Source organism: Nocardiopsis sp. NPDC055551 (assembly GCF_053619415.1).
This window is the reverse complement of sequence record NZ_JBSHJJ010000011.1, coordinates 57,265-79,153: the sequence shown is the minus strand read 5'-3', so window position 1 is coordinate 79,153 and position 21,889 is coordinate 57,265. Positions and strand designations below refer to the sequence as shown.

The 21,889-nt window shown below is 69.6% G+C and carries 22 protein-coding genes; 14 read left to right on the top strand and 8 right to left on the bottom strand.

Features of this window, described 5'->3' with window-relative positions; all coding sequences use genetic code 11:
- Positions 1 to 86 precede the first annotated feature (86 nt).
- The 4 genes from ACWGSK_RS20095 (at position 87) to ACWGSK_RS20080 (ending at position 2,183) form a co-directional block, all read left to right on the top strand.
- Positions 87 to 473 carry a hypothetical protein gene (locus tag ACWGSK_RS20095; protein ID WP_358505226.1) on the top strand — a complete coding sequence of 129 codons (387 nt, stop codon included), beginning with the start codon at positions 87 to 89 and terminating at the stop codon, positions 471 to 473.
- A 152-nt stretch (positions 474 to 625) separates the two neighbouring features.
- Positions 626 to 988 (top strand): GntR family transcriptional regulator, encoded by a 363-nt coding sequence (locus tag ACWGSK_RS20090; RefSeq protein WP_358505223.1) that lies wholly within the window; start codon positions 626 to 628, stop codon positions 986 to 988.
- A 209-nt stretch (positions 989 to 1,197) separates the two neighbouring features.
- The gene (locus ACWGSK_RS20085; RefSeq protein ID WP_358505221.1) at positions 1,198 to 1,695 is read left to right on the top strand and encodes a hypothetical protein; all 498 of its coding nucleotides are present in this window, start codon (positions 1,198 to 1,200) and stop codon (positions 1,693 to 1,695) included.
- A 71-nt stretch (positions 1,696 to 1,766) separates the two neighbouring features.
- Positions 1,767 to 2,183, top strand: coding sequence for a hypothetical protein (locus tag ACWGSK_RS20080; protein ID WP_358505219.1), 417 nt, complete (start codon positions 1,767 to 1,769; stop codon positions 2,181 to 2,183).
- A gap of 74 nt (positions 2,184 to 2,257) precedes the next feature.
- Here the strand turns inward: ACWGSK_RS20080 and ACWGSK_RS20075 are convergent, their stop codons facing one another.
- The 3 genes from ACWGSK_RS20075 to ACWGSK_RS20065 form a co-directional block, all read right to left on the bottom strand.
- A complete protein-coding gene (locus tag ACWGSK_RS20075; RefSeq protein WP_358505216.1) occupies positions 2,258 to 2,611 on the bottom strand; it encodes a hypothetical protein in 354 nt (117 codons plus the stop codon).
- A 168-nt stretch (positions 2,612 to 2,779) separates the two neighbouring features.
- The gene (locus ACWGSK_RS20070) at positions 2,780 to 4,189 is read right to left on the bottom strand and encodes an RNA polymerase sigma factor (protein ID WP_452456418.1); all 1,410 of its coding nucleotides are present in this window, start codon (positions 4,187 to 4,189) and stop codon (positions 2,780 to 2,782) included.
- 589 nt (positions 4,190 to 4,778) lie between these two features.
- Positions 4,779 to 6,026: an AMP-binding protein gene (locus ACWGSK_RS20065; protein ID WP_452456417.1), complete on the bottom strand. Its 1,248-nt coding sequence runs from the start codon at positions 6,024 to 6,026 to the stop codon at positions 4,779 to 4,781.
- A 178-nt stretch (positions 6,027 to 6,204) separates the two neighbouring features.
- Here ACWGSK_RS20065 and ACWGSK_RS20060 point away from each other — a divergent pair, with 178 nt between their 5' ends.
- Together ACWGSK_RS20060 and menD are read left to right on the top strand one after the other, a co-directional pair.
- Positions 6,205 to 7,188: an o-succinylbenzoate synthase gene (locus ACWGSK_RS20060; protein WP_452456416.1), complete on the top strand. Its 984-nt coding sequence runs from the start codon at positions 6,205 to 6,207 to the stop codon at positions 7,186 to 7,188.
- Positions 7,189 to 7,441: 253 nt separating this feature from the next.
- Positions 7,442 to 9,163, top strand: coding sequence for a 2-succinyl-5-enolpyruvyl-6-hydroxy-3-cyclohexene-1-carboxylic-acid synthase (gene menD, locus ACWGSK_RS20055; protein ID WP_358505210.1), 1,722 nt, complete (start codon positions 7,442 to 7,444; stop codon positions 9,161 to 9,163).
- 66 nt (positions 9,164 to 9,229) lie between these two features.
- Here menD and ACWGSK_RS20050 read toward each other — a convergent pair whose 3' ends face one another.
- The gene (locus ACWGSK_RS20050) at positions 9,230 to 9,895 is read right to left on the bottom strand and encodes a Uma2 family endonuclease (RefSeq protein ID WP_358505207.1); all 666 of its coding nucleotides are present in this window, start codon (positions 9,893 to 9,895) and stop codon (positions 9,230 to 9,232) included.
- A gap of 216 nt (positions 9,896 to 10,111) precedes the next feature.
- On the opposite strand from ACWGSK_RS20050, the gene ACWGSK_RS20045 reads away from it, so the two are divergent.
- Together ACWGSK_RS20045 and ACWGSK_RS20040 are read left to right on the top strand one after the other, a co-directional pair.
- A complete protein-coding gene (locus ACWGSK_RS20045) occupies positions 10,112 to 10,513 on the top strand; it encodes an NUDIX domain-containing protein (RefSeq protein WP_358505429.1) in 402 nt (133 codons plus the stop codon).
- 441 nt (positions 10,514 to 10,954) lie between these two features.
- Positions 10,955 to 12,979, top strand: a complete 2,025-nt coding sequence (locus ACWGSK_RS20040; RefSeq protein WP_452456415.1) for a PhoX family protein — start codon at positions 10,955 to 10,957, stop codon at positions 12,977 to 12,979.
- 192 nt (positions 12,980 to 13,171) lie between these two features.
- Here the strand turns inward: ACWGSK_RS20040 and ACWGSK_RS20035 are convergent, their stop codons facing one another.
- Positions 13,172 to 14,455 (bottom strand): isochorismate synthase, encoded by a 1,284-nt coding sequence (locus ACWGSK_RS20035; protein ID WP_358505202.1) that lies wholly within the window; start codon positions 14,453 to 14,455, stop codon positions 13,172 to 13,174.
- 221 nt (positions 14,456 to 14,676) lie between these two features.
- On the opposite strand from ACWGSK_RS20035, the gene ACWGSK_RS20030 reads away from it, so the two are divergent.
- The 6 genes from ACWGSK_RS20030 (at position 14,677) to ACWGSK_RS20005 (ending at position 20,184) form a co-directional block, all read left to right on the top strand.
- Entirely contained in the window at positions 14,677 to 16,311 is a 1,635-nt protein-coding gene (locus ACWGSK_RS20030; RefSeq protein ID WP_358505199.1) for a glycoside hydrolase family 10 protein, read from the top strand.
- A 162-nt stretch (positions 16,312 to 16,473) separates the two neighbouring features.
- The gene (locus ACWGSK_RS20025; protein WP_358505196.1) at positions 16,474 to 16,875 is read left to right on the top strand and encodes a TOBE domain-containing protein; all 402 of its coding nucleotides are present in this window, start codon (positions 16,474 to 16,476) and stop codon (positions 16,873 to 16,875) included.
- Complete coding sequence (modA, locus tag ACWGSK_RS20020) at positions 16,868 to 17,719, top strand: molybdate ABC transporter substrate-binding protein (RefSeq protein WP_358505193.1); 852 nt, start codon at positions 16,868 to 16,870, stop codon at positions 17,717 to 17,719. Before ACWGSK_RS20025 ends, modA begins: the two co-directional genes overlap by 8 nt.
- Positions 17,716 to 18,540, top strand: coding sequence for an ABC transporter permease (locus tag ACWGSK_RS20015; protein WP_358505190.1), 825 nt, complete (start codon positions 17,716 to 17,718; stop codon positions 18,538 to 18,540). Before modA ends, ACWGSK_RS20015 begins: the two co-directional genes overlap by 4 nt.
- Positions 18,540 to 19,640: an ABC transporter ATP-binding protein gene (locus ACWGSK_RS20010; RefSeq protein WP_358505188.1), complete on the top strand. Its 1,101-nt coding sequence runs from the start codon at positions 18,540 to 18,542 to the stop codon at positions 19,638 to 19,640. Before ACWGSK_RS20015 ends, ACWGSK_RS20010 begins: the two co-directional genes overlap by 1 nt.
- 190 nt (positions 19,641 to 19,830) lie before the next feature.
- Positions 19,831 to 20,184: a DUF3040 domain-containing protein gene (locus ACWGSK_RS20005; protein WP_358505185.1), complete on the top strand. Its 354-nt coding sequence runs from the start codon at positions 19,831 to 19,833 to the stop codon at positions 20,182 to 20,184.
- A 254-nt stretch (positions 20,185 to 20,438) separates the two neighbouring features.
- Here ACWGSK_RS20005 and ACWGSK_RS20000 read toward each other — a convergent pair whose 3' ends face one another.
- The 3 genes from ACWGSK_RS20000 to ACWGSK_RS19990 all read right to left on the bottom strand — a co-directional run bounded on the left by ACWGSK_RS20000 (position 20,439) and on the right by ACWGSK_RS19990 (position 21,706).
- Complete coding sequence (locus tag ACWGSK_RS20000; protein WP_358505182.1) at positions 20,439 to 20,978, bottom strand: CAP domain-containing protein; 540 nt, start codon at positions 20,976 to 20,978, stop codon at positions 20,439 to 20,441.
- 136 nt (positions 20,979 to 21,114) lie between these two features.
- Entirely contained in the window at positions 21,115 to 21,336 is a 222-nt protein-coding gene (locus tag ACWGSK_RS19995) for a hypothetical protein (protein WP_358505180.1), read from the bottom strand.
- Between the two features lie 100 nt (positions 21,337 to 21,436).
- Positions 21,437 to 21,706 (bottom strand): hypothetical protein, encoded by a 270-nt coding sequence (locus ACWGSK_RS19990; protein ID WP_358505177.1) that lies wholly within the window; start codon positions 21,704 to 21,706, stop codon positions 21,437 to 21,439.
- Positions 21,707 to 21,889: the final 183 nt, after the last annotated feature.

Here is a 21,889-nt window from a genome sequence, read left to right as displayed (position 1 = left end):
ACCCGCGCCCCGGGTCGCGGGATGATCCTCGTCACCTCTAGAGTTGCGGCGAGACCGCCGATGTTACGCCCGATGGAGAGCGCAAGATGCGAGTTCCCAAGCAGGACAGGACCCAGGCGCGCGAGAGGCTCGCTCGCGACCAGGAGTTGGCCGACCGACTGCCCGAGCTTCTCAAGAGCGTGTCCGAGACCGAGGACGCCCTGGATTCGGCTCATCGGCACAACGCTCCCGTGGAGGAGCTCCGTGACCGCGGATTGGCCCTGGACACCGCGCTCACCGACGCCATGCGCGCGGCCTACGCGCACGAACGCGTCCTCGTCGGCCCCAAGGGGTACGTCGACCGCATCCAGCGTCGCAAGCGCATGGCCCGCCCCGGGGTCAAGCGGGCCACGCAGGTCGCGGAGCGTCTGCTCACCGAACGCGAGGCCCACCGTCTGCACGGCATCCAGCGGGTGCCGCGCCGCGTGGTCTGACCCACGCCCCGCACGGGCCCTTCGCCCCGATGGTGGACGCGGGGCCCGTGCGGCCGCCCCGAGTGGTCGATCGGTGGGCGATAGGTTGGGGTGGCGTGCCCGGTCGAGACCGGGCCGGGAGCAGGCGATCCACGTAGGGAGCGAAAAGGGACATGGCGGATTTCATCCGCATTGATCCGGTGTCGAAGGTACCGCCCTACGAACAGATCAGGGCCTTGGTCGCGATCGCGGCCGCCAACGGTGAACTTCCGGTCGGATACCGGTTGCCGACGGTACGGGCCCTGGCCGGAGAACTCGCGGTCGCCGTCAACACCGTAGCCCGTGCCTACCGCGAGCTGGAGCAGGCCGGAGTGGTGGAGACACGCGGCCGTTCGGGTACCTTCGTGGCGGCGGCCGGCGATGACCAACGCGCCGAAGCGCTCGCCGCGGCACGGGTATATGCCGAGGTCATCACCAGGGTGGGTCTGGACCATGACGAGGCCGTCGAGATCCTGCGGGCGGCCCTGGACGGTTGAGGCGCCCCGATGGGAGACGGCGTCGGCTTCGGTGGAGCCCCCGACGGGCACGACGCATTCCGGGCACTCGTGGTTCCACCGCGTAGTGGTGATGACCATAACCGGACGAAAGCGCTCACACCCCCCTGAACTGCGAAGACAGAGGCTAATCTCGTAGTGGCGCCGTTCCCCTGACGGCGCCGGCAAGAAAAATCCCCCAAGGAGGCCCCATGAACAGGAGATCCGGCGGAGGACGGTCATCGGGAGGACGCTCCGGTGGCGGTCGTTCGGGTGGAGGCCGCTCGGGCGGTGGTCGTTCGGGCGGTGGTCGTTCGGGCGGAAGCCGCTCCTCAGGTGGCTTCAGCGGGCGCCGGGCGGGTGGTTCCTCCCGTTCCGGTGGCGGCTTCAGCTCACGTAGTGGCCGATCGGCCCGTGGCGGAGCCGCGCGCTCCGGTGGCGGTTTCAACTCCCGGAGCGGTCGCCCGGCTCGGCCGGCACGTACCCCCAGGTCCGCCAGACCCTCACGGGCGACCCGGTCCAACCCCGCCTACGTGGTCGCGCCGTCCTCCGGGTACCGGCGCCGCTGGTACGGCGGAAACCGGCACCACTACGACGACGGACACGGTTACGCCCCGCGCCGCCGAGGCGGCGGCATCGCCTCCGCGATCGGCTGCCTGGCGTTCGCCGTGGTGGTGTTGGCCGTGGTCATCGTCTTCGCCGTCCTGTGACCCGCACGGTCCCCGCTCGGCCGTCGGATCCTTCCCCCACCGCACATCACGAGTAGGAACGAGCACCACCCGTGTCGCACCCCCGAACCAACCTTCGTGTTCTGTCCCTGGTCGCCGGCGCCCTGGCCCTGCCGCTGGCACTGAGCGCCTGTTCGGGTGATCGGGCCGAGATCGACGCGGCCTGCGCCGACATCCAGGCCAACATCTCCGCGGTCGACATGGCGGCGTCCAGCATCGAGCAGGACGTCCTCGTCGACGGGGTGTCCTACCAGGATCAGCACGCCGACGAACTGGTCGCCCACCTGGACGACGTCGAACGTCTGGAGGAGGTCGCCCGCGGCGACCAGCGCGATGACGCCACCGAGCGGGCCGACGCCGTCGACGCCATTCTGGCGGAGCTGGACAACGGGGACGAGGCCGGACTGGCGGACGCCCTGGAGTGGACCGCGGAGACGCACGACATGATCCTGCGGGCCTGCGGCTTCTAGGGAGTGGAACAGGGCGGGGCGGGGACCGGCATGGTCCCCGCCCCGCCCGCTCTCACCCCATACCGGCCCGGCCCTCAGCGGCGCAGACCCGCCACCGCGACCAGGTAGAAGCCGATCAGGCCCAGCCACACCACGAGGATGGAGCCGGCGCCACCGGCCACCGCGGCGGCGATGGCCGTGGCCGGAACGCTGATGCCCAGGCACACCAGGGCCAAGACCATCCGCACGGTGTTGGAGGCCACGCCCTTCCGGGACTCCTGCGCGCCCATCTGACGGGCGACATGATGTTCGACGCGCTCCTCGATGGCGTCGTCGACCCGTTCCACCAGGGAAGCGGAGATCGCGTCGTCGTATTCGGGCCCCAGCTCGCGACTCGCGCGTAAGGCGGCGGCGATCTCGTCCTTGTTCCCCCGAGGGTGGTTCGTCATGTTCGCCATGGTCCCACCGCGCACGGGGCCGTGTTAAGACGGGAGGTCGATTCCAGGGGGATCTCGGGGTTCTCCCCGAGATCGTGATCGGCGCGCCGTACAAGGCCCCGCACACACGGACGGGGCCGTCCTCCGAAATGGAGGACGGCCCCGTGTCCGTCGCGATCCCTAGCTGGCGAAGTCCAACAGCTGCTGGGCCCGGCTCGGGTGGCGCAGCTTGGCCAGAGACTGCTTCTCCAGCTGCCGAATGCGCTCGCGGGTCAGTCCCAGGTGTTTGCCGATCTCGTCCAGCGTGCGCGGTCGACCGTCCATCAGCCCGAATCGCAGCGACATGATGGTCGCCTCGCGCGGCTCCAGATCGGACAGGGCGTTGCGCAGCTGGTCGGCCATGAGCTGGCGGTCGACCACCTCGGAGGCCTCCGAGGCGTCCACGTCCTCGATCAGGTCACCGATGCGGGTCTCGCCGTCCTCACCGATGGTCGAGTCGAGGCTGATGGGCTGTCGGGTGACCCGCAGCAGCTCCTCGATCTGGGTCGGGGTCTTGTCGAGCTCGTGACCCAGCTCCTCGGGCGTGGGTTCGCGGCCCAGAGCCTGGTGCATGTCACGCTCCAGCCGGCTCACCTTACTGAGGAGCTCCAGGACATGTACGGGCAGGCGGATGGTGCGCGCGGAGTCGGCGAACCCGCGCTGGATGGCCTGACGAATCCACCACATGGCGTAGGTGGAGAACTTGAAGCCCTTGGTGTAGTCGAACTTCTCCACCGCGCGGATGAGGCCGAGGTTGCCCTCCTGGACCACGTCCAGCAGCGACATCCCCCGGTCACTGTATTTCTTGGCCACCGACACGACCAGACGCAGGTTGGCCTCGAGCATGTGGGACTTGGCCTTGCGGCCGTCCTCGGCCACCCATTCGAGTTCCTCGCGCTCGACGTCGGCCCTGGTGAAGGACTCGTCGATCTCGCCGTGCTGACCGAGCCGGTACTCGGCGTAGAGTCCGGCCTCGACACGCTTGGCCAGGTCCACCTCCTGCTCGGCGGTGAGCAGCTGCCGCCGCCCGATCGCCTTCAGGTAGGTGTGGACCGAGTCGCCCATGGCGGGCGACTGGTCGTCGAGGTCGGCCTCACCGGTCTCCGGGTCGATGGAGGCCTGAGAGGTCTCGGTCTTCTTGGTGCGTCGCGTGGTGCGGGTCTTCCTTCGGGTGGAGGGACCCTTTCGCGCCGCGACCTTGCCGGATGCGGCCTTGGGTGCCTCGTCGGTGTCGGGCACCGTCGCGATGAGAGTGTTTTCCAGCACGTCGTCCTCGGCGTCAGGTTCGGCCACCTTCACGGACTCCTCGCCCCCGTCGGCGAGCCGGACCCCGTGGTCGGTGAGTTCACGCAGGATGGAGCGGCCGTCACTGGAGGTGACTCCGGCCGCGGAGAAAGCGGTACGTAGTTCGGAGAGGGACAGGTGTCCCTGAGCACGTCCCTGGGCGATCAGGTCGGTCAGGGCCGCGCCGGCCTCGGGGGCCGGTTTCGGAGCTGCGCCATCGGGGGCCTGGGCCGAGTGGCCGGAGGCTGCTAGGGCGGTGCTCGTCATAGGGGCACATCCCTCCCTTCCAAGACGTATGGCACGTGGCGGAGGATCACCGCCGACTGGACGCGCCAATATGTCCAACGTGTCGGCGAGTCAAATGTTCCCTGTCTCGATTGGATATCGAGGATGGTGGTATAGATCACCGGGCCATGAGTGGCGGGGGTCGGGCGAGTGCGGGTAGTGGAGACGCCGTCATGTCGGCCTTCGGGAACCCCGAGGCGGGATCGTCCCGACATGGGGGAGGCCGCGCGAACGCGTGCGGATGAGCCGATGGCTGCCGCCAACTGCGGACCTCCTACGGAACGGGGGCCGAAGATCTCGGATACTCGGATAGACGTCGGGGAGCTTTGGGAAGTTCCCCACCTTTTCGGTTCCGATCTGGATCGATCGTGGTCGAAAGGGTGGAAACACCGCGTGCGCTCCCGGAACAACCCGGGCCGGCGGGTGATCGAGGTGCCGGGGACGGCGCCCGCCGCGGCCAGGGTCCCATGGGTTCGGGTACTACCGGTAACGCCGCTGCGTACGGGCCGAATTCCCGCAGCTCCTGGCGCGATGCCGACCGGGACGGAAAACCTCGGTCGGGAGGGCCCGATCAGGACGCGGGGCGGCGCAGCGCCACCAGGTCCGGTTTTCCGGAGGCGAGCATCGGCAGCTTCGCGCGCACGTCCAACTCCCGAGGCGCGGCGTAGGCCGGCAGCCGCTCGCGCACGTGGGAGCGCAGTTCGTCCAGCAGGGGCGGGTCGGCGGGATCGACCGGGACCACGACCGCGCACACCCGTTCGCCCCATTCGGGGTCGGGGCGGCCCACCACCACCGACTCGGCGACCTTCGGATGTTCGCTCAGGATGGTGTTGACCTGGCCGGGGACCACCTTGTGCCCGCCGGTGTTGATCACCTCGTCCACGCGGCCCAACACCTGGAGTCGACCGTCGGGCCCGAACCGCCCCAGGTCGTTGGTGCGCAGTCGTCGCCCGGTGCCGTCGTCGGCCAGGACGCCCGGGTCCACCACCGTCTCCGGGGGCATGCGGTAGCCGGTCAACAGGGTCGGACCGCCCAGCAGGATCCGCCCGGGGGCGCCGTCCTCCTCCGCGTCGACGTGTACCCGGACCCCGTCCAAGGGGACACCGTCGTAGACACACCCGCCGCAGGTCTCGCTCATGCCGTAGGTGGTGATCACGCGACCCCCCGCGGCGTGGGCGCGCTCCAACAGGTCGGGTTCGGCCGCCGCGCCGCCGAGCAGGATCGTGCCGAACAGCGACAGGTCGCCGCCTGCCGCGAGGAGCCGACGCAGCTGGGTGGGGACCAGGGAGACGTGGGGGCGCAGCCTCTCGGCCGCTTCGAGGACACCGTCCACGTCGAAGGGGGCGTGCACGGCACGGGTCCCGGTGACGTAGGCGCGCGTCATCACCTGCACTCCGGAGATGTGTCCGGCCGGCAATACGCACAGCCAGGTATCACCGGGGGCGGCGCCGATTCGGGCCACGGAGGCACGGGCCGACGTCCGCAGCGCGGTCGCGGACAGCTCCACCCCCTTGGGGGCGCCGGTGGAACCCGAGGTGGTGATGACCAACGCCGCGTCCGGTCCCACCGCGACACCGTCGTCGAGGGGGACGACCCCCTCCGGGGCGCGCAGTGACGAGGGGCGCATGGAGACGAGGAGTTCGGTGACACGAGTGTCGGGGGTGCCGTCGGGGATGGGCAGCAGGGCCGGCCCCGTGCCGTCCAAGGCCTCGACGAGCATCGCCTCCAAACGCTCGGGGGACAGACCGCGTACGGCCTGGAGGGGACGTCCGTCCTGCGTGCGAGGGGACGGGGACCGGTGTTCTTCGACTGCTGCCACGGTGCCCCAGGGTAGTCCGGGTGGCGGGGCGGTCCGGATCGTCGGAGTCGGGTCCGTGCCCGTGTTCCTCGGTCCGCCTGACAGAATGCGAAGGATCGACCTGCGGACACCGGGGCCTGCGAACCTCTCCGGTTCGGGTGTGCGCCAAAGATTTCCGTGTGAGGGAGAAGCAGGAGCGGTGAGCTGCGTGATCGATGGGGACGGGACGGTCGGCCAGGTGGGGGAGCCCGTTCGGGGGCGGGCCTTCGCGATCGGTCTGCGCAATCGTTTCCGCGGTATCACCGTACGAGAGGGGCTGCTCGTGCACGGGCCCGCCGGGTGGGGCGAGTTCTCGCCCTTCGCCGAGTACGGGCCGCGCGAGGCCTCCCGTTGGTGGGCGGCCTGCCGTGAGGCGTCCCACCAGGGGTGGCCCGAACCCGTGCGCGACCGGGTCCCGGTCAACGTCACCGTGCCCGCGGTGGACCCCGAACGCGCCGCGGCGATCGTGACCGCGGGAGGGTGCTCCACGGCCAAGGTGAAGGTCGCCGAGAAGGGCCAGAACCTGGGCGAGGACATCGCCCGGGTGGAGGCGGTGCGTTCGGCCATCGGCCCCTCCGGCCGGGTACGGATCGACGCCAACGGTGCCTGGGACGTGGACACCGCCGTTCGGATGGTCCGCGAACTGGACCGCTTCGACCTGGAGTACGTCGAACAGCCCTGCGCCTCCCTTGAGGAACTGGGTGCGGTCCGCCGCAGGGTGGACGTGCCGGTGGCGGCCGACGAGTCCGTCCGTCGAGCCGAGGACCCGTTTCGGGTGCGCGCCGCCGAGGCCGCCGACATCGTTGTGCTCAAGGTCCAACCCCTGGGCGGGGTGCGGGCCGCGCTACGGGTGGCCGAGTCCTGTGGCCTGCCGGTCGTGGTCTCCAGTGCCGTGGAGAGTTCGGTGGGGTTGGCCGCGGGTGTGGCTCTGGCCGCCGCCCTGCCCGAACTGCCCTACGCCTGCGGGCTGGCGACCATGCAGATGCTGACCGCCGACGTCACCACCGACCCCCTCCTGCCGGTCGACGGCTTTTTGCCGGTCCGGCCGGTCACGGTGGACGAGGAAGCGCTTTCCCGGGTGGAGGTCGACGCCTCGGCCTGGCGGGAACGCGCCCGGAACGCGGCCGAGGCGGAGACACCCTGAGAACCTGGAGAGCGCGATTCGCCCCCGTTTCGACCTGTGCTTACCGTCAACGCGCCGGGCGTGGCCGGCCGGATGGGCATGAGATCACAGCCGGGTTCGGTCGCAGGGAGCGCCCGAACGGGGTTCACTGGAAGCGGCCCCGGCGACGCACACGCGCGTGGGAGCGTGGCCGTCACGGATACGGGGCGCCGTGCGATGCGGTCCGGTCGCGCGGTGATACTGGGTCGACACCTCGACGAACGAAAGACTTTGCATGAATCCGTCTACCGCCTTGGCGCGGGTCCTCGTCGACGAACTGGCCCGCTGCGGACTGGCCGAGGCCGTCGTCGCGCCCGGGTCGCGCTCGACCCCTCTGGCGTTGGCGCTGGTCGCGCACCCCGGGATCCGTGTCCACGTGCGCGTGGACGAACGTTCCGCGTCCTTCCTCGCCTTGGGGCTGGCCCGGGCCTCCCGGCGCCCGGTGGCGGTGGTGTGCACCTCCGGCACCGCGGCCGCCAACTTCCACCCGGCGGTGATGGAGGCCGACGAGAGCGGGGTGCCGCTGCTGGTGCTGACCGCCGACCGGCCCCCGGAACTGCGCGGCACCGGCGCCAACCAGACGGTGGACCAGATCGGTCTGTACGGCGGTGCGGTGCGCATGTTCGCCGAGGTCGGAACCCCCGACCACGCGCCGGGCATGGTCGCCTACTGGCGTTCGCTGAGCGGTCGTGCCTGGGCCGCGGCCCAGGGCGGACGCCCCGGACCCGTCCACCTCAACGTAGCCTTCCGCGACCCCCTCACCCCCGATCAGCCCACCGGTGGCGGCCCTGAGTGGACCGAGCCCTTGGACGGACGCGCCGACGGTCGCCCCTGGATCTCACGGCCCGGCCCGCGTACCGAACCCGCGCCCTACGTATTGCCCGACGTCGAACGCGGCGTCATCGTCTGCGGCGACGGCGACTACGACCCGGTGCCGTTCCTGGCGCTGTCGGAACTGACCGGATGGCCGCTGCTGGCCGAACCCACCTCCAACGCCCGCCGCTCGGGCGCGGTCTCCACCTACCGGCAACTGCTGGCCGTGCCGGGTTTCGCCGACGCCCACACCCCCGAACTCGTGGTGAGCGTGGGAAAACCCAACCTTTCCCGGCAGATCCTCGCCTACCTCCGCCGCGCGGAACGGCACGTGGTGGTCACCGCCGCCACGGTCGGTGACCCCGCGGCGAGCATGCTCAACGACTTCTCCGACCCCGCCCGTACCGCCACCGACGTGGTCGCCGCGGTCGCCCCGCCCAACGGACCGAACCGGGACGAGTCGGCGTGCACCGACTGGTCGCGTTCCTGGGAACGCGCCGAGGCCGCCGCCCGCGCGGCCGTCGACGGGGTACTGGACGCCGAGGAGACCCTGACCGAGCCGCGTCTGGCCCGTGACCTCGCCTCGCAGATGAGCGCGGGTTCGCTGTTGTTCGCCGGCTCCAGCATGCCCATCCGCGACCTGGACGCCACCATGCACCCCCGTTGCGGGGTGCGTCTGGTGGGCAACCGGGGCGTGAGCGGCATCGATGGGACGGTGTCCACGGCCATCGGTGCCGCGCTGGCCCATCAGAGCGAGGGGGAGGGGCAAACCTACGCCCTGCTCGGCGACCTGGCGCTGCTGCACGACCAGAACGGGTTGATCATCGGCCCCGGTGAGCCGCGCCCGGACCTGGCGATCGTGGTGGTCAACAACGACGGCGGCGGAATCTTCTCCGGTCTCGAACAGGCCGGCCATCCGGACTTCGAGAGAGTGTTCGGCACCCCGCACGGGGTGTCCATGGAGAGGGTGGCCGCCCTGTCGGACCTGCCCTACACCCGGGTGGAGTGGGCCACCGACCTGCCCAAGGCCCTTCTGGGCGAGAGCCTGCGAATCATCGAGGTGTGCACCGAACGCGCCGGTAGCGCGGCCCTGCGCCGCCGGCTGCAGGACGCCGTCGACACCGCTGTGGCCGGGACGTTCTGACCCGGGTCGGGGCGACGTGACGAAGGGGAGACATCGGAGGTCGATGTCTCCCCTTCGTCACTTGGGTCAACGGTGCAGGATGTCCGTCAGGTCGAACTCCAACTTCACCGGGACGGAGGTCTTGAGGGTTCCCCGGTGGATGGTCGGCCTGCCGTAGCCACCGGAGGGAGAGGCCGGGTCCTTCTCGTACTCGTAGAGCACGGCGTCGTTCCCATCCCGTTCGATCCGCCAGAAGAATCGGACACCGGCACGGGCGTAGAGCTGGGGTTTGCGCTCCCGGTCCCTGATCTCCGATTCCGGGGAGACCACCTCCACCGCCAGTTCGACGACCTCCGGCGGAAACCACGTTTGGTCCAGTTCCCGGAAAGCGTTTGCTCGCACCAGCATCAGATCCGGCTCCGGCCGTTGCCGTTCGTCGAGTTTGACCGAGAACTCTCTCGCCAGACGCAGGTCTCCAGGTGCGTGTGCTTTCAGTGCGTCCCCCAATAGTTCGAGGACGAGCATGTGGAACAGCTTCTGCGGGCTCACCAGCACCAGGTTTCCGTCGATGAGTTCGGTGTGCGGCGGAAGATCCGGGATGCGGTCGAGGTCCTCGGCGGTGAAACCGTCCTGTGGGGGCATGGGGATGACCACGCCGTCGGTGACCTCTGACTCTCGTTGCGGGGAGACTGTCGGAGCGGACACGTGACTGCCTTCGGTGGTCGGATCGTTCTCGTTGCTCACGGTAGCCATCCTCATCACCTTGCCGTGGTGCTTTCGGCGATTTCCCCATCCGGGCCATGGTGCGTTACCGATGGATGTTCCCTGAGGGTGGCACACGGGAAACGGTCCTGCCTACGCACTCGGGTTCCTCATCGAGGACGGCGAACGAAGGAGCCAGGTGTGACCACAGGACAGAACAGCCCACTCCAGGACGAAACACGCCCGGGTCGCCGAGTGGGCGAACGGATGGTCCGGGACAAGGCGTTGTGCTGCGTAGCGCGGGAGGGACACCTGTTGGTGTTCCGGCACGTGGACCACGCCCCGAGGATGTGGGTCTTCAGGTCCCCGCGGGGAGGTTCGGCCGGGGGAGGCCCCCGAGGCGGCGGCGTTGCGCGAGGCCTGAGAGAAGAGACCGGTCTGGACGGGCTGCGCGTGGTGCGCCCGCTCGGCGTGGTGGAGTACGAACTCACCCCTACCGGTTCGAGGTCCAGCGCCGCCATGTCTTCGAACCGGCGGTGGACGGCCCGGTCCCGGAACGTTGGTCCTCGGCCGAGGAGGACGACGGAGTGGGCGAACCCATCAGGTTCGAGTGCTTTTGGGTTCCCCTCTCCGCCGCGCACGTGTGGCGGTCCGGCCAGGGGGCGTTGATCGGGCGGCTCTTCGATTGAGCGGGCCGGCCTCGCCCCGGGCGAACGAGAACGGGCACGGGATGACCCCGGCCGCGAAGCCGGAGTTCCTTTGCGCGGTCGACGGCCCCGACGCCGAGGGCATGGCGGACGAACTCGACGGGATGACCGGATCGTGACCCTGCCCACCTGGGCGAGGCATGTGGACGTGGCGGAACGGGTAGGCGAGGATCACCACGAGGTCCGACCGTGGGTGTTCGTACTACTGCTCTATGTGGGATGACCTCAGCCGTGTAGAGGAGTTGTAGGGGCGTTCACACCGGTTTCACCCGAACGTGTGGAACCTCGGCCAAGGTCGATAACGACCGGCAGGACCCACTGCCCGCACCACTCCGCACCCCCGAGCGGAGCCCCGCAAGCCCCCTCGGGACCGCGGAGCAGTTACCCATTCCGAGGAGAACGCGTGCCCGAATCCGCGCCCCGCCGCCGTCTGTTGCCGCTCATCGGCGGTGTCGGCGGTGGTCGATCCGCGAAGACGTGCCTGTACCGCTGTGGCAACGCCTGCTTCCACCCCGCCCCCAACAAGAGCGAAAACGCCTACTTCGGCGACATCTTCCAGGGCGTACTGTCCCGCCGTTCCGCCCTGAAGGGGGCACTGGTCGGTGCCGGCGCGGGCTCCCTGGGCGTGGCCGCCCTGAGCCCGGCCGCGGCGGACCGCGGACCGAACCGCCCGCATCCCGCGCCGCGCCCCACGTTCAAGACCGTGCTGCCCAACAACCGTGACGAGATCACCGTCCCCGAGGGCTACGACCACCACGTCATCGTCCGCTGGGGCGACCCGGTGCTTCCCGATGCCCCCGAGTTCGACTTCGCGAACCAGACCGCTCAGGCGCAGGCCCGGCAGTTCGGCTACAACTGCGACTACGTCGGTTTCTTCACCCTGGACGACGACCACGGTCTGCTGTGGGTCAACCACGAGTACACCAACGAAGAGATCATGTTCGCCGGGTACACCGACGGTGAGTCGGCCGACCCGGAGTGGATCAAGATCGCGATGGCCGCGCACGGCGGTTCCGTGGTGGAGTTGGAGCGGGTCGACGGCACCGGTCAGTGGAAGCTGATCACCGAGGGCGAGCGTCCCTTCAACCGTCGTATCACCGATCAGACCCCGTTCAGGGTGGCGGGTCCGGCGGCCGGGCACGAGCTGCTGCGCACCGACGCCGACCCCGAGGGCGTGAACGTGCTGGGCATGCTCAACAACTGCGCCGGCGGAATGACGCCCTGGGGCACCGTCCTCAGCGGCGAGGAGAACTTCAACCAGTACTTCGTTGGCGCCCCCGACACCGAGTCCTACGCCCGTTACAGCTTTTCCAGTGACTACTCCGGTCGCCGCTGGGACCGGGTGGACGAGCGCTTCGACCTGGCCGAGCACCCCAACGAGGCCCACCGCTTCGGGTACATCGTGGAGATCGACCCGCACGACCCCGACTCCACCCCGGTCAAGCGCACCATGCTGGGCCGCTTCAAGCACGAGGGCGCCAACGTCAACATCACCGAGGACGGCCGGGTGGCCGCCTACATGGGCGATGACGAGCGCTTCGACTACCTGTACAAGTTCGTCAGCGACAAGAAGTACGTCGAGGGCTCGCACAAGCACAACATGACGCTGCTGGACAGCGGCACGCTCTACGTGGCGCGGCTGGAGGGCAACAGCCCCGCCGAGGAGATCGACGGCACCGGCACGCTGCCCTCCGACGGAGAGTTCGACGGCACCGGCGAGTGGACCGCGCTGTGCACCGACTCCGAGAGCTTCGTCGACGGGTTCTCCGTGGCCGAGGTGCTCATCTTCACCCGCCTGGCCGCGGACAAGGTCGGCGCCACCAAGATGGACCGTCCCGAGGACGTCGAGCCCAGCCCCGTCACCGGCAAGGTGTACTGTGCGCTGACCAACAACACCTCCCGCGAACCGGGTCAGGCCGACGAGCCCAACCCCCGCGGCCCCAACAAGTTCGGTCACGTCCTGGAGATCATCGAGGACGGCGCCGACTCCGCGGCCACCACGTTCACCTGGGTCGTGCCCCTGGTGTGCGGCGACCCGGAGGACGACTCCACGTACTACGCCGGTTTCGACAAGTCCAAGGTCATGGCGATCTCGGCCCCCGACAACCTGGCGTTCGACAAGCACGGAAACCTGTGGATCTCCACCGATGGTCAGCCGGGCACCCTGCAGACCAACGACGCCCTGCACGTGATGCCGGTCGAGGGTCGCTTCCGCGGTGAGCTGCGGACCTTCGCCACCGTCCCGGTCGAGGCCGAGACCTGTGGTCCGCTCATCTCCCAGGACCAGAAGACGGTGTTCCTCGCCCCGCAACACCCGGGTGAGAACGGCACCGTCGAGGAGCCCACCAGTGTCTGGCCCGACGGCGACTTCCCGCGCCCGTCGGTGGTGTGCGCCTGGCACAAGGGCGGCCGCGACGTCGGTAACTGACACCCGCCCGAGCACCCGAAACGGCTGCGCCGAAGGCGTCCGTTGAGGGTGGTGGCGGGCGACGGGTGGGACGAAGCGTTAGGGCGTGTTCCGCGAACACCTACCCTGCTGCGCGGCGCCCCAGCGGCGGTGCGTAACCGACACCGACCACCGGCCCCGGTCTCTCCGTCGTGGGGGAGGACCGGGGCCGGTTCACGTCCCAGGGTCGGTGAGGGCCTCGCGCATCACACGGAACTTGGCCTCGGTCTCGGCGAGTTCGGACTCGGGGTCGGACCCGGCGACGATCCCACCGCCCGCGTACAGGCGTGCGCTCGCCCCGTCCACGCGTGCGCTGCGCAGGGCGATGCCCCACTCGGCGTTGCCCGTTCCGTCCAGCCAGCCCACGGGGCCTGCGTATCCGCCACGATCCATGCCCTCGGTCCGGGCGATCAGCCGCATGGCGGCCTCGGTGGGGGTACCGCCCACGGCGGCGGTCGGGTGCAGCGCCGCCACGGCGTCCAGGGCCGACACCCCGGGCGCCAGACGCGCGTGGGCACTGGTGGCCAGGTGCTGGACGTTGGCGAGCTTGAGAAGGTGCGGCCGGTCCGGGACGGTGAGTTCCTGGGTGAGCGGCTCCATGGAGGCGCGCAGTGAGTCCACGGCGAAGGCGTGTTCCTCCACGTCCTTGGCGGAGGTCATCATCTCCTGACCCAGACGCAGGTCGGATCCCTCGTCATCTCCGCGCGGGCGGGTACCGGCCAGCACCAGGGAATCGAACTCACTACCCTCCACCCGCAGCAGGAGTTCGGGGGTCGCCCCGACCATGCCGTCGACGGAGAAGGTGAAGCAGTCGGGGAAGCGGGCGTGCAGGCGCTTCAGCAGCATGCGCACGTCCAAGGGCGCTTCGGCCTCGGCGTGGGCGTCGCGGGCCAGGACGGCCTTTTCGAGTTCGCCGGCCTTGATGCGCGTGACCGTCGAGGTGATCACGTCCTTCCACCGTTGCGGGGTGAGGGACCCGGGTCTCCATTTCAGGGAGCCCACGGGGCGTGGTTCGGTGACCGTGCGCAGTGTTTGCTCGGGGTGTTCGCCCGGCTCGTCGCCGATGGTGGTCAACCAGGTGCGGTCACCGCGTCTGCCGATGAGCACTCTGGGCACCACGAGCGCCGAACCGGCGGAGGTGGGCGCGAAGGTGAACGTGCCGAAGGTGACCGCGCCGGTGCCGGGCAGCCCCACCTCGTCCTCGACCCGGGCGTTGTCCAGTAGGTCGGCGAACCATCGGGCCGCCTGCCCGATGCGGGAGTTGTCGGTGGGGGCGGTGCCCTCGGGGGCGACCTCGGGTTCGAAGCGTGCCGCCCGACCCCACGCGACGAGGCCGTCGTCTCCGTTCAACCAGGCCAGTGGTGTCCCCTCCGGCAGCCGGTCGATCAGGTCGCCGACGTGGTCGCGCAACGGGACGGTATGGACGAAGAGTTCGGGTGGGCTCTGCACTGCGTTCACGGGACCCGAGTCTAGAACCTCGCCCGGGGAGCGGGCACGTCCGGGCGTCCGTCCTCGGGGTGCTCCATTGACCTGGGACGACATTCCCGTGGTACGTCCTGTGCGATGTTATCCACACATTGGCCGAATCGTATCCGAAACTTGACATCTTGCCCTAATCTGGGTCCCGGCGTGGCGCCAGGCCGAACGGCGACGCGCGGACATCCCCGAAGGAGAACTTGATGCGATCCATGGCACGGGCCCTGACCAAGCCGCGCGCCGGGGGACGGTGGGCGGCGATCGCGGCCACGGCCACCGTGCTGCTGGCGGGCTGCTCCGCCAACGGCCAGGGCCCCTCCTCCGACGATGCCCCCGAGCCGGGCGGCGAGGGCATCGCGGCCCCCGTCTCCTGCCAGGCCCACGACGACAAGCGTCAGATGCGCGGAGCGTGGCTGACCACCGTGCGCAACATCGACTGGCCCTCCGAGCCCGGCCTGTCGGCCGAGGAACAAAAGGCCGAACTGGACGCCTGGCTCGACGACTCGGTGGAGATGGGCCTCAACGCCGTCTTCCTGCACGCCCGCCCCACCGCCGACGCCGTCTACGACTCCGAACTGGAGCCGTGGGCCCGCTACCTCACCGGTGAACAGGGCGGCGACCCCGGCTACGACCCGCTGGAATACGCGGTCGAGGAGGCGCACGAGCGCGGTCTGGAGCTGCACGCCTGGTTCAACCCCTACCGCGTGGGCCTGCAGGACCCGGACGTGGAGAACCTCGCCGACGACCACCCGGTCAAGCAGAACCCCGAGTGGCTGGTGGACTTCGGCACCGAGGCCTACGTCGACCCGGGCAACCCCGAGGTCCGCGAGTGGGTCACCGAGGTCATCATGGACGTCGTCGACCGCTACGACGTCGACGGCATGCACTTCGACGACTTCTTCTACCCCTATCCGCAGGAGGGCGCGACCTTCGACGACGACGCCAGCTGGGAGGCCCACGGGGGCGACTTCGACGACCGTGGGGACTGGCGGCGCGACAACGTCGACCAGCTCATGCGGGACGTGCACGGAAGGATCCAGGAGAGCAAGCCCTGGGTGAGCTTCGGTGTCTCCCCGTTCGGCATCTGGCGCAACGACAGCACCGACTCCTCCGGCTCGCCCAGCTCCGGACTGCAGTCCTACGACGCCCAGTACGCCGACACCCGCACCTGGATCGAGGAGGGCACCGTCGACTACATCGCCCCCCAGCTCTACTGGGAGCGCGGCTTCGAGACCGCCGACTACGAGGCGATGACCGACTGGTGGTCGAACGAGGTCGAGGGCACCGACGTCGACCTGTACGTCGGCCAGGGCGCCTACCGGTTGGGTGAGGACGGTTGGACCGGCGACGACGCCCTGAGCAACCAACTCGATTACTCCGGTGAACTCGACGAGGTCTCCGGCGACATCTACTTCTCCATCAAGAACCTGCGCGAGAACGGCGACGTGGTCGACCACCTGCTCGACGGCCACTACGCCAACGCCGCCCTGCCACCGGTGATCGAGAACCCCGAGGGCGATGAGCCCCTGGTCGGCGCGGTCGACGACGTGACCGCGCAGAACGTCGATCGCGGCGTCGAGGTGGAGTGGGGCGAGATCGAGGACGCCCGCTTCTACGCCCTGTACCGACTGTCGGCCGAGGCCGTCCAGGCTCTGGAGTCCGGGGACGAGGACGCCTACTGCACGGCGCTGACCGCGGACAACCTGGTCGGCATGACCGGTGGGTCGACCCTGACCGACACCGATCCCATGGAGGACGGTGCCGGTTACGTGGTCACCGCGCTGGACGACTACCGTGCCGAGGGCCCGGTCGGCGAGGTCGCCGACGTGCGCAGCTGATCCGGTCGTCGGAACACACGACGGGCCCGTTCCCCTTACGGGGGACGGGCCCCTCTCATGTGCGCGGAATCGGTTCATGCCCCAGAAGAACGAGTGAAAAGTTATGATCTGCTAGCGGAAGCTCCATTTCACCCTTGCTTATGCGACTAGTAGGTTCTTCGTATGCCCACCTTCCAGATCAGTGAGGCCGCCGAGCTTCTCGGGGTCAGCGCCGACACCGTCCGACGTTGGGTCGACTCGGGGAAACTGGCCGCCGAACGCGACGCCACCGGACGCCGCAACCTCGACGGGGCCGAACTCGCCTCCTTCATGCGGGCCGGCGCCGATGATGACCCCGGCCGTCGCGTCTCCTCCGCCCGCAACCGCTTCCGGGGACTGGTGACCAGTGTGGTCCGCGACCAGGTGATGGCCGCCGTCGAACTCCAGGCCGGACCGCACCGGGTGGTCTCCCTGATGAGCCGTGAGGCCGCCGACGAACTCGGCCTGGAGGTCGGGAGCGTGGCCACCGCCGTCGTCAAGTCCACCAACGTCGTCGTCGAGACCAGCGGAGAACACCATGCGTGAGTCCACCACCCGCGCCCCCCGTGCGAGGCGTGTCGCCCAAGGGCCGACCGCGGCCACGTTCGCACTCGTCCTGGCACTGACCGCCTGCTCGGGTGGGACCACCGACACCGACGAAGGGGCCGGGGGAGGGGCCGACGGCGCCGCCCCCGGTGGTGAACTCACCGTCTTCGCCGCCGCGTCCCTCATCGACGTGTTCGAGGAGATCGCCGCCTCCTTCGAGAAGGAGAATCCGAGGGTGGAGGTCACCTTCAACTTCGCCGGTAGCAGCGAGCTCGCCCAACAGATCGACTCCGGCGCACCCGCCGACGTGTTCGCCGCCGCCAACACCGACACGATGGACCAGGTCGTGGCCGGCGAGGGCCTGGACGCCGACTGGGCCGCCGAGAACGGTGAGGGTGGTCGGATCTTCGCCACCAACAACCTGCGGATCGCCGTGCCGCCGGACAACCCCGCCGACGTCGAGAGCCTTGACGACCTGGCCGAGGACGACGTCGACGTGGCCTTCTGTTCGGAGGAGGTGCCCTGTGGTTCCGCCACCGCGACCGCGCTGGAGGCCGCCGACCTGGACATCACCCCGGTCACCCTCGAAGAGGACGTGCGGGCCGTCCTGACCAAGGTCGAACTGGGGGAGGTGGACGCCGGTCTGGTCTACGCCACCGACGTCATCTCCGCCGGGGACCGCGTGCGAGGCCTGGACTTTCCCGAGTCCGAGGAGGCGATCAACGACTATCCGATCGGTGTTCTCTCCGCCTCGGGCGACCCCGACCTGGCCGCCGTCTGGGTCGACTTCGTCACCACCGAGGGTGCCCCCGTCCTGCGGGACGCGGGGTTCGGCACGCCATGACCGCCCTCACGCCCCGCCCCGACCGGCGCGCCCCGCGCACCCGGTCGGGGCGGGTGCCCTGGATCCTTGTCCTTCCTGCCCTGACCGGCCTGGCGTTCCTGATCCTGCCCTTCGCCGGGCTGCTCGTGCGCGCGCCCTGGTCTACCATGGTCCGGCGCGTCACCGAGCCCGAGGTACTGGCCGCCCTGTGGCTGTCGCTGTCCACCGCCACGGTGGCCACCCTCGTCTCCCTGATCTTCGGCGTCCCGTTGGCCTGGCTGCTGGCGCGCACAGAGTTTCCGGGCCGTCGCTTCGCGCGCGCACTGGTCACCATCCCCCTGGTCATCCCACCGGTGGTCGGAGGTGTGGCCCTGCTTCTCGTCCTGGGCCGCAACGGGCTGGTCGGACGATACCTGGACGCCTGGTTCGGACTCACCCTGCCCTTCACCCCCGCCGCCGTGGTCATCGCCCAGGTGTTCGTGGCCATGCCCTTCCTGGTGATCAGTGTCGAAGGGGCGTTGCGCGGCGCCGACCGACGCTATGAGGAGGCCGCCGCCACCCTGGGTGCGAGCCGCGTCACCGTCTTCACCCGTGTCACCCTGCCCATGGTGCTGCCGGGCATCGGCGCGGGCGCGATCCTGTGCTGGGCGCGCGCCCTGGGCGAGTTCGGTGCCACCATCACCTTCGCCGGGAACTTCCCCGGAACCACCCAGACCATGCCGCTGGCCGTCTACATGGCCATGCAACGCGATCCCGAGGCCGCCATCGTGCTCAGTCTGGTCCTGCTCCTGGTCTCCCTGGCCGTCCTGGCCACCCTGCGCGAGAGGTGGGTGAACTCCTGATGGCCGCCCCGGTCACCCGCACCCCGACCGAACCCGATCCCGTTCCGCGTCCGGGCCTGGACGCCGACCTGCGACTGACCCGAGGTTCGTTCGACCTGGACGTCCACCTCTCCTGCCCGCCCGGACGCGTCCTGGCGCTGTTGGGACCCAACGGGGCGGGGAAGTCCTCGGCCCTGCGCGCCCTGGCCGGTCTGGTCTCGCTCACCGGCGGGCACATCCGCCTGAACGGCGACGACCACACCGCCACGGCCGTCGAACACCGCCCCATCGGCATGGTCTTCCAGGACTACCTGCTGTTCCCGCACATGAGCGCTCTCGACAACGTCGCCTTCGGGCCGCGTTGCCAGGGCGTGGGGCGCGTCGAGGCCCGCGAACACGCTCGCGCGCTGCTGGAGCACATGGACCTGGCCGACCACATCGCTTCCCGACCCCGGCGACTGTCCGGTGGCCAGTCCCAACGGGTCGCCCTGGCCCGTGCCCTGGCGGTGCGTCCCGGCATGCTGCTGATGGACGAACCCATGGCCGCCTTGGACGCCAGCACCCGGGTGGCGGTGCGCTCACGCCTGAGGCGCCTGCTGGAGGAGTTCGAGGGGGTGACGGTCCTGGTCACCCACGACCCGCTCGACGCCATGGTGCTGGCCGATCACATCGCCGTCATCGAGGAGGGCCGGTTGGTGCAGGAGGGCACTCCGGCCGAGGTGGCGCGCCGCCCCCGCACCACATACGTCGCCCGACTGGTGGGGCTCAACCTGTTCCGGGGCCGGGCGCGGGAGAGCACCGTCACCCTGGACACGGACGGTGGGGGAGAACCTCCCAGGGTGGAGACCCGTGAGGCGCGCCACGGGCCCGTCCTGGTGGCCTTTCCGCCGCGCTCTGTGGCCCTGTACCAGGAGCACCCGCACGGCAGCCCGCGCAACATGTGGCGGCTACGGGTGGAGGGGATCGAACGATTCGGCGACCAGGTGCGGGTGCACCTGGAGGGCAGGCTGTCCCTGGCGGCCGACATCACCCCGGCGGCCCTGGCCGAACTCGGGCTCGCCCGGGGCGAAGAGGTCTGGGCCGGCGTCAAGGCCACCGAGGTCGAGTGCTACCCCGGTTGAGGACCTCCTTCCCCGTCGGTCCAGGACCTATGACCCTCGCGGGAACGGGCCTCTCGCCCCGATTTCACGAATCGGATGAAAAGGGACCAGGAAAATCCTGTGGACGCTTGGATAAGGGCGGCCCGCCTGGGGGAGACTGTTAGCACCCGGCGACGACACAGTCCTTCCCCCGGCGGCTGAGGAGGGTGCCATGTCCCTGAGAGAACACGAACGCAGGATTCTCGCCGAGATCGAGAAACAACTCAGCGAGGACGCTCCGGAGCTGGCCGGCCGTCTTGAGGCCTTCGGAACCGAGGACCCGGACGTCCCGGCCGACCCGGGGTTACAGAGCTGGCGACCATGGGTGGCCTGTGCCCTGATCGCGGCGGTCACCGCGGGGCTCTTGGTGCTGTTGTTCGTTCTGACACCGAGCGCCCCACAACCGGAGCAGCCACGATCTACCGGAACCTCGCAGAACAGCGAGGGCACCGATACCGTGTCGGACCCGGTCCCAGAGGGGGAGACCGTGGACGAACCGGCCGAGCCCGCCGACCCGGTCGGGTAGCGTCTCGGGTCCCACGCCCGCCGAGGCTCGCCGAACGGACCCGGCGCGTCGCGCTCGGGGCACCGTGTGCCGGAGCGGGGCCCTTCGGGCGACCACGGCAGGAACCGGCCGGCTCTCGAACGTAGGGGGAAGGTCCCGTCGGTCGACGGAACCTTCCCCCACGCGTGTCGGCTTCAGAGTGTCGGTGAACCCGACCGCGAACGGAAGACGCGGTGTGTGCGGGCGCAACGGCCGTTCCGTGGCAGGAGGCGGCCTCAGGGGCCGAAGCCGAAGACCTGGGTCCAGTAGACGCCGTCCTCGGCGGTGACCACTCCGACACCGGTGTCCACCGAGTCGCAGTTCATGATCACCTCTCGGTGCCCCGGGCTTTCGATCCAGGTCCGCACCGTCTCCGCGGCCGTGTCGTAGCCGGCTGCGGTGACCTCGCCCGAGGGCCGGTCGTAACCCGCCGCCTTGGCCCGTTCGGTGAAGGAGCGGCCTTGGGAACCGACGTGGGTGACCGTGCCTTGTCGGGCCATGTGTCGGCTGTGTTCGAGAGCGACCCGAGCGAGGCGTTCGTCGACCTCGACCGGATCGCAGCCGCCTCGGGCCCTCTCCTGGTTCACCAGGTGCACGGTCTCCTCCTCGGCCTCGGACCACGCCTGCGTCGACGAGGCTTCGAGCCAGGTCGGCGGCCATTCGCCGGTGACGCCGGGTTGGGCGACCGGGAGCGTGGCACCCGGGTTCGTGCCGGTCGTGTCGGGGTGTGCTCCGCCCGTCACACCCGCGCAGCACAACGTCAGAGCCGTTCCCATGAGTATGGGTTTCCAATGGTGGCGCATCTCTTCCTTCCGCTCACCGTTCGTGCGATCAGCCGTGTGCGCGGTCGGGCTCCTGGCTCGGACACATGTGGGCGGGCAGTCGATGACTGCCCGCCCTGGCCGTGATGGTTCATTCGGCCATGCTGTTGACCCGGTCCACCGCTGCGCCCTCAGGCCCAGCGGTGTAGGTCACACGTTCGTAGCTCACGTTTCCGTCATCGCTCACGTGACTGCGAACCACGCTCAGGGTGGCGCCCTCCGGCCCCGCGGCGCTGGAGTCGTGCTGGAAACCCGCGTCGGCCATCGCCAGTGAGGGCGCGCCCACCGTCAAGCCGAGTGTCGCGATACCCACGCACAGCGCTCCTCTTACTGAGGGCATTGGTGCTACCTCTTCCTCCGGTGCGTGGCCGGGCGCGGCGGTTCGGGACGCGCCGCGCCCGGCAGGGTCAGAGTCAGTTGGCCGCACTCGTGATGTTGTGGCTGGCGGCGCCCTTGAAGCCGGCGGCGCTGGAGTCGTGCTCGTAGTAGGAGCCACCGCCGTGCTTGTGGTCACCGTCCACAGCCACGGCCTTCACGCTGTTGCTGGTGGCGCCCTTGAAGCCGGCGGCGGTCGACTCGGCGGAGAAGTAACTGTCCGCCATCGCGGCGGCGGGAGCACCGAAGGCCAGGGTCGGAGCGACGACAGCGGCGAAGGCGATACGAGCGACAGTCTTGCGGTTCATGCTTTGCCCTTCCCATGTGGACCGACACCCTGCCGGTCCGGGCGCCTGCTCCGTCGACCCTCGGTCGGCGAAGCCCTTTCGGCGCCACAGGTTGGAATTCCCGAACACCCCTGCCGATAACGTTATGTAATTATAGAGTTGCACAAAGTAATAATAACTCTCTCTGGAGTAATCCCGTCCTCC

Coding starts and splice junctions, on each gene's coding strand:
- ACWGSK_RS20005 (WP_358505185.1), top strand. CDS start 19,831: ATGTCCCTGAGAGAACACGAACGCAGGATTCTCGCCGAGATCGAGAAA.
- ACWGSK_RS20015 (WP_358505190.1), top strand. CDS start 17,716: ATGACCGCCCTCACGCCCCGCCCCGACCGGCGCGCCCCGCGCACCCGG.
- modA (WP_358505193.1), top strand. CDS start 16,868: ATGCGTGAGTCCACCACCCGCGCCCCCCGTGCGAGGCGTGTCGCCCAA.
- ACWGSK_RS20000 (WP_358505182.1), bottom strand. CDS start 20,978: ATGGGAACGGCTCTGACGTTGTGCTGCGCGGGTGTGACGGGCGGAGCA.
- ACWGSK_RS20025 (WP_358505196.1), top strand. CDS start 16,474: ATGCCCACCTTCCAGATCAGTGAGGCCGCCGAGCTTCTCGGGGTCAGC.
- ACWGSK_RS20085 (WP_358505221.1), top strand. CDS start 1,198: ATGAACAGGAGATCCGGCGGAGGACGGTCATCGGGAGGACGCTCCGGT.
- ACWGSK_RS20030 (WP_358505199.1), top strand. CDS start 14,677: ATGCGATCCATGGCACGGGCCCTGACCAAGCCGCGCGCCGGGGGACGG.
- ACWGSK_RS20095 (WP_358505226.1), top strand. CDS start 87: ATGCGAGTTCCCAAGCAGGACAGGACCCAGGCGCGCGAGAGGCTCGCT.
- ACWGSK_RS20070 (WP_452456418.1), bottom strand. CDS start 4,189: ATGACGAGCACCGCCCTAGCAGCCTCCGGCCACTCGGCCCAGGCCCCC.
- menD (WP_358505210.1), top strand. CDS start 7,442: ATGAATCCGTCTACCGCCTTGGCGCGGGTCCTCGTCGACGAACTGGCC.
- ACWGSK_RS20090 (WP_358505223.1), top strand. CDS start 626: ATGGCGGATTTCATCCGCATTGATCCGGTGTCGAAGGTACCGCCCTAC.
- ACWGSK_RS20050 (WP_358505207.1), bottom strand. CDS start 9,895: ATGGCTACCGTGAGCAACGAGAACGATCCGACCACCGAAGGCAGTCAC.
- ACWGSK_RS20075 (WP_358505216.1), bottom strand. CDS start 2,611: ATGACGAACCACCCTCGGGGGAACAAGGACGAGATCGCCGCCGCCTTA.
- ACWGSK_RS20010 (WP_358505188.1), top strand. CDS start 18,540: ATGGCCGCCCCGGTCACCCGCACCCCGACCGAACCCGATCCCGTTCCG.
- ACWGSK_RS19990 (WP_358505177.1), bottom strand. CDS start 21,706: ATGAACCGCAAGACTGTCGCTCGTATCGCCTTCGCCGCTGTCGTCGCT.
- ACWGSK_RS20045 (WP_358505429.1), top strand. CDS start 10,112: ATGGTCCGGGACAAGGCGTTGTGCTGCGTAGCGCGGGAGGGACACCTG.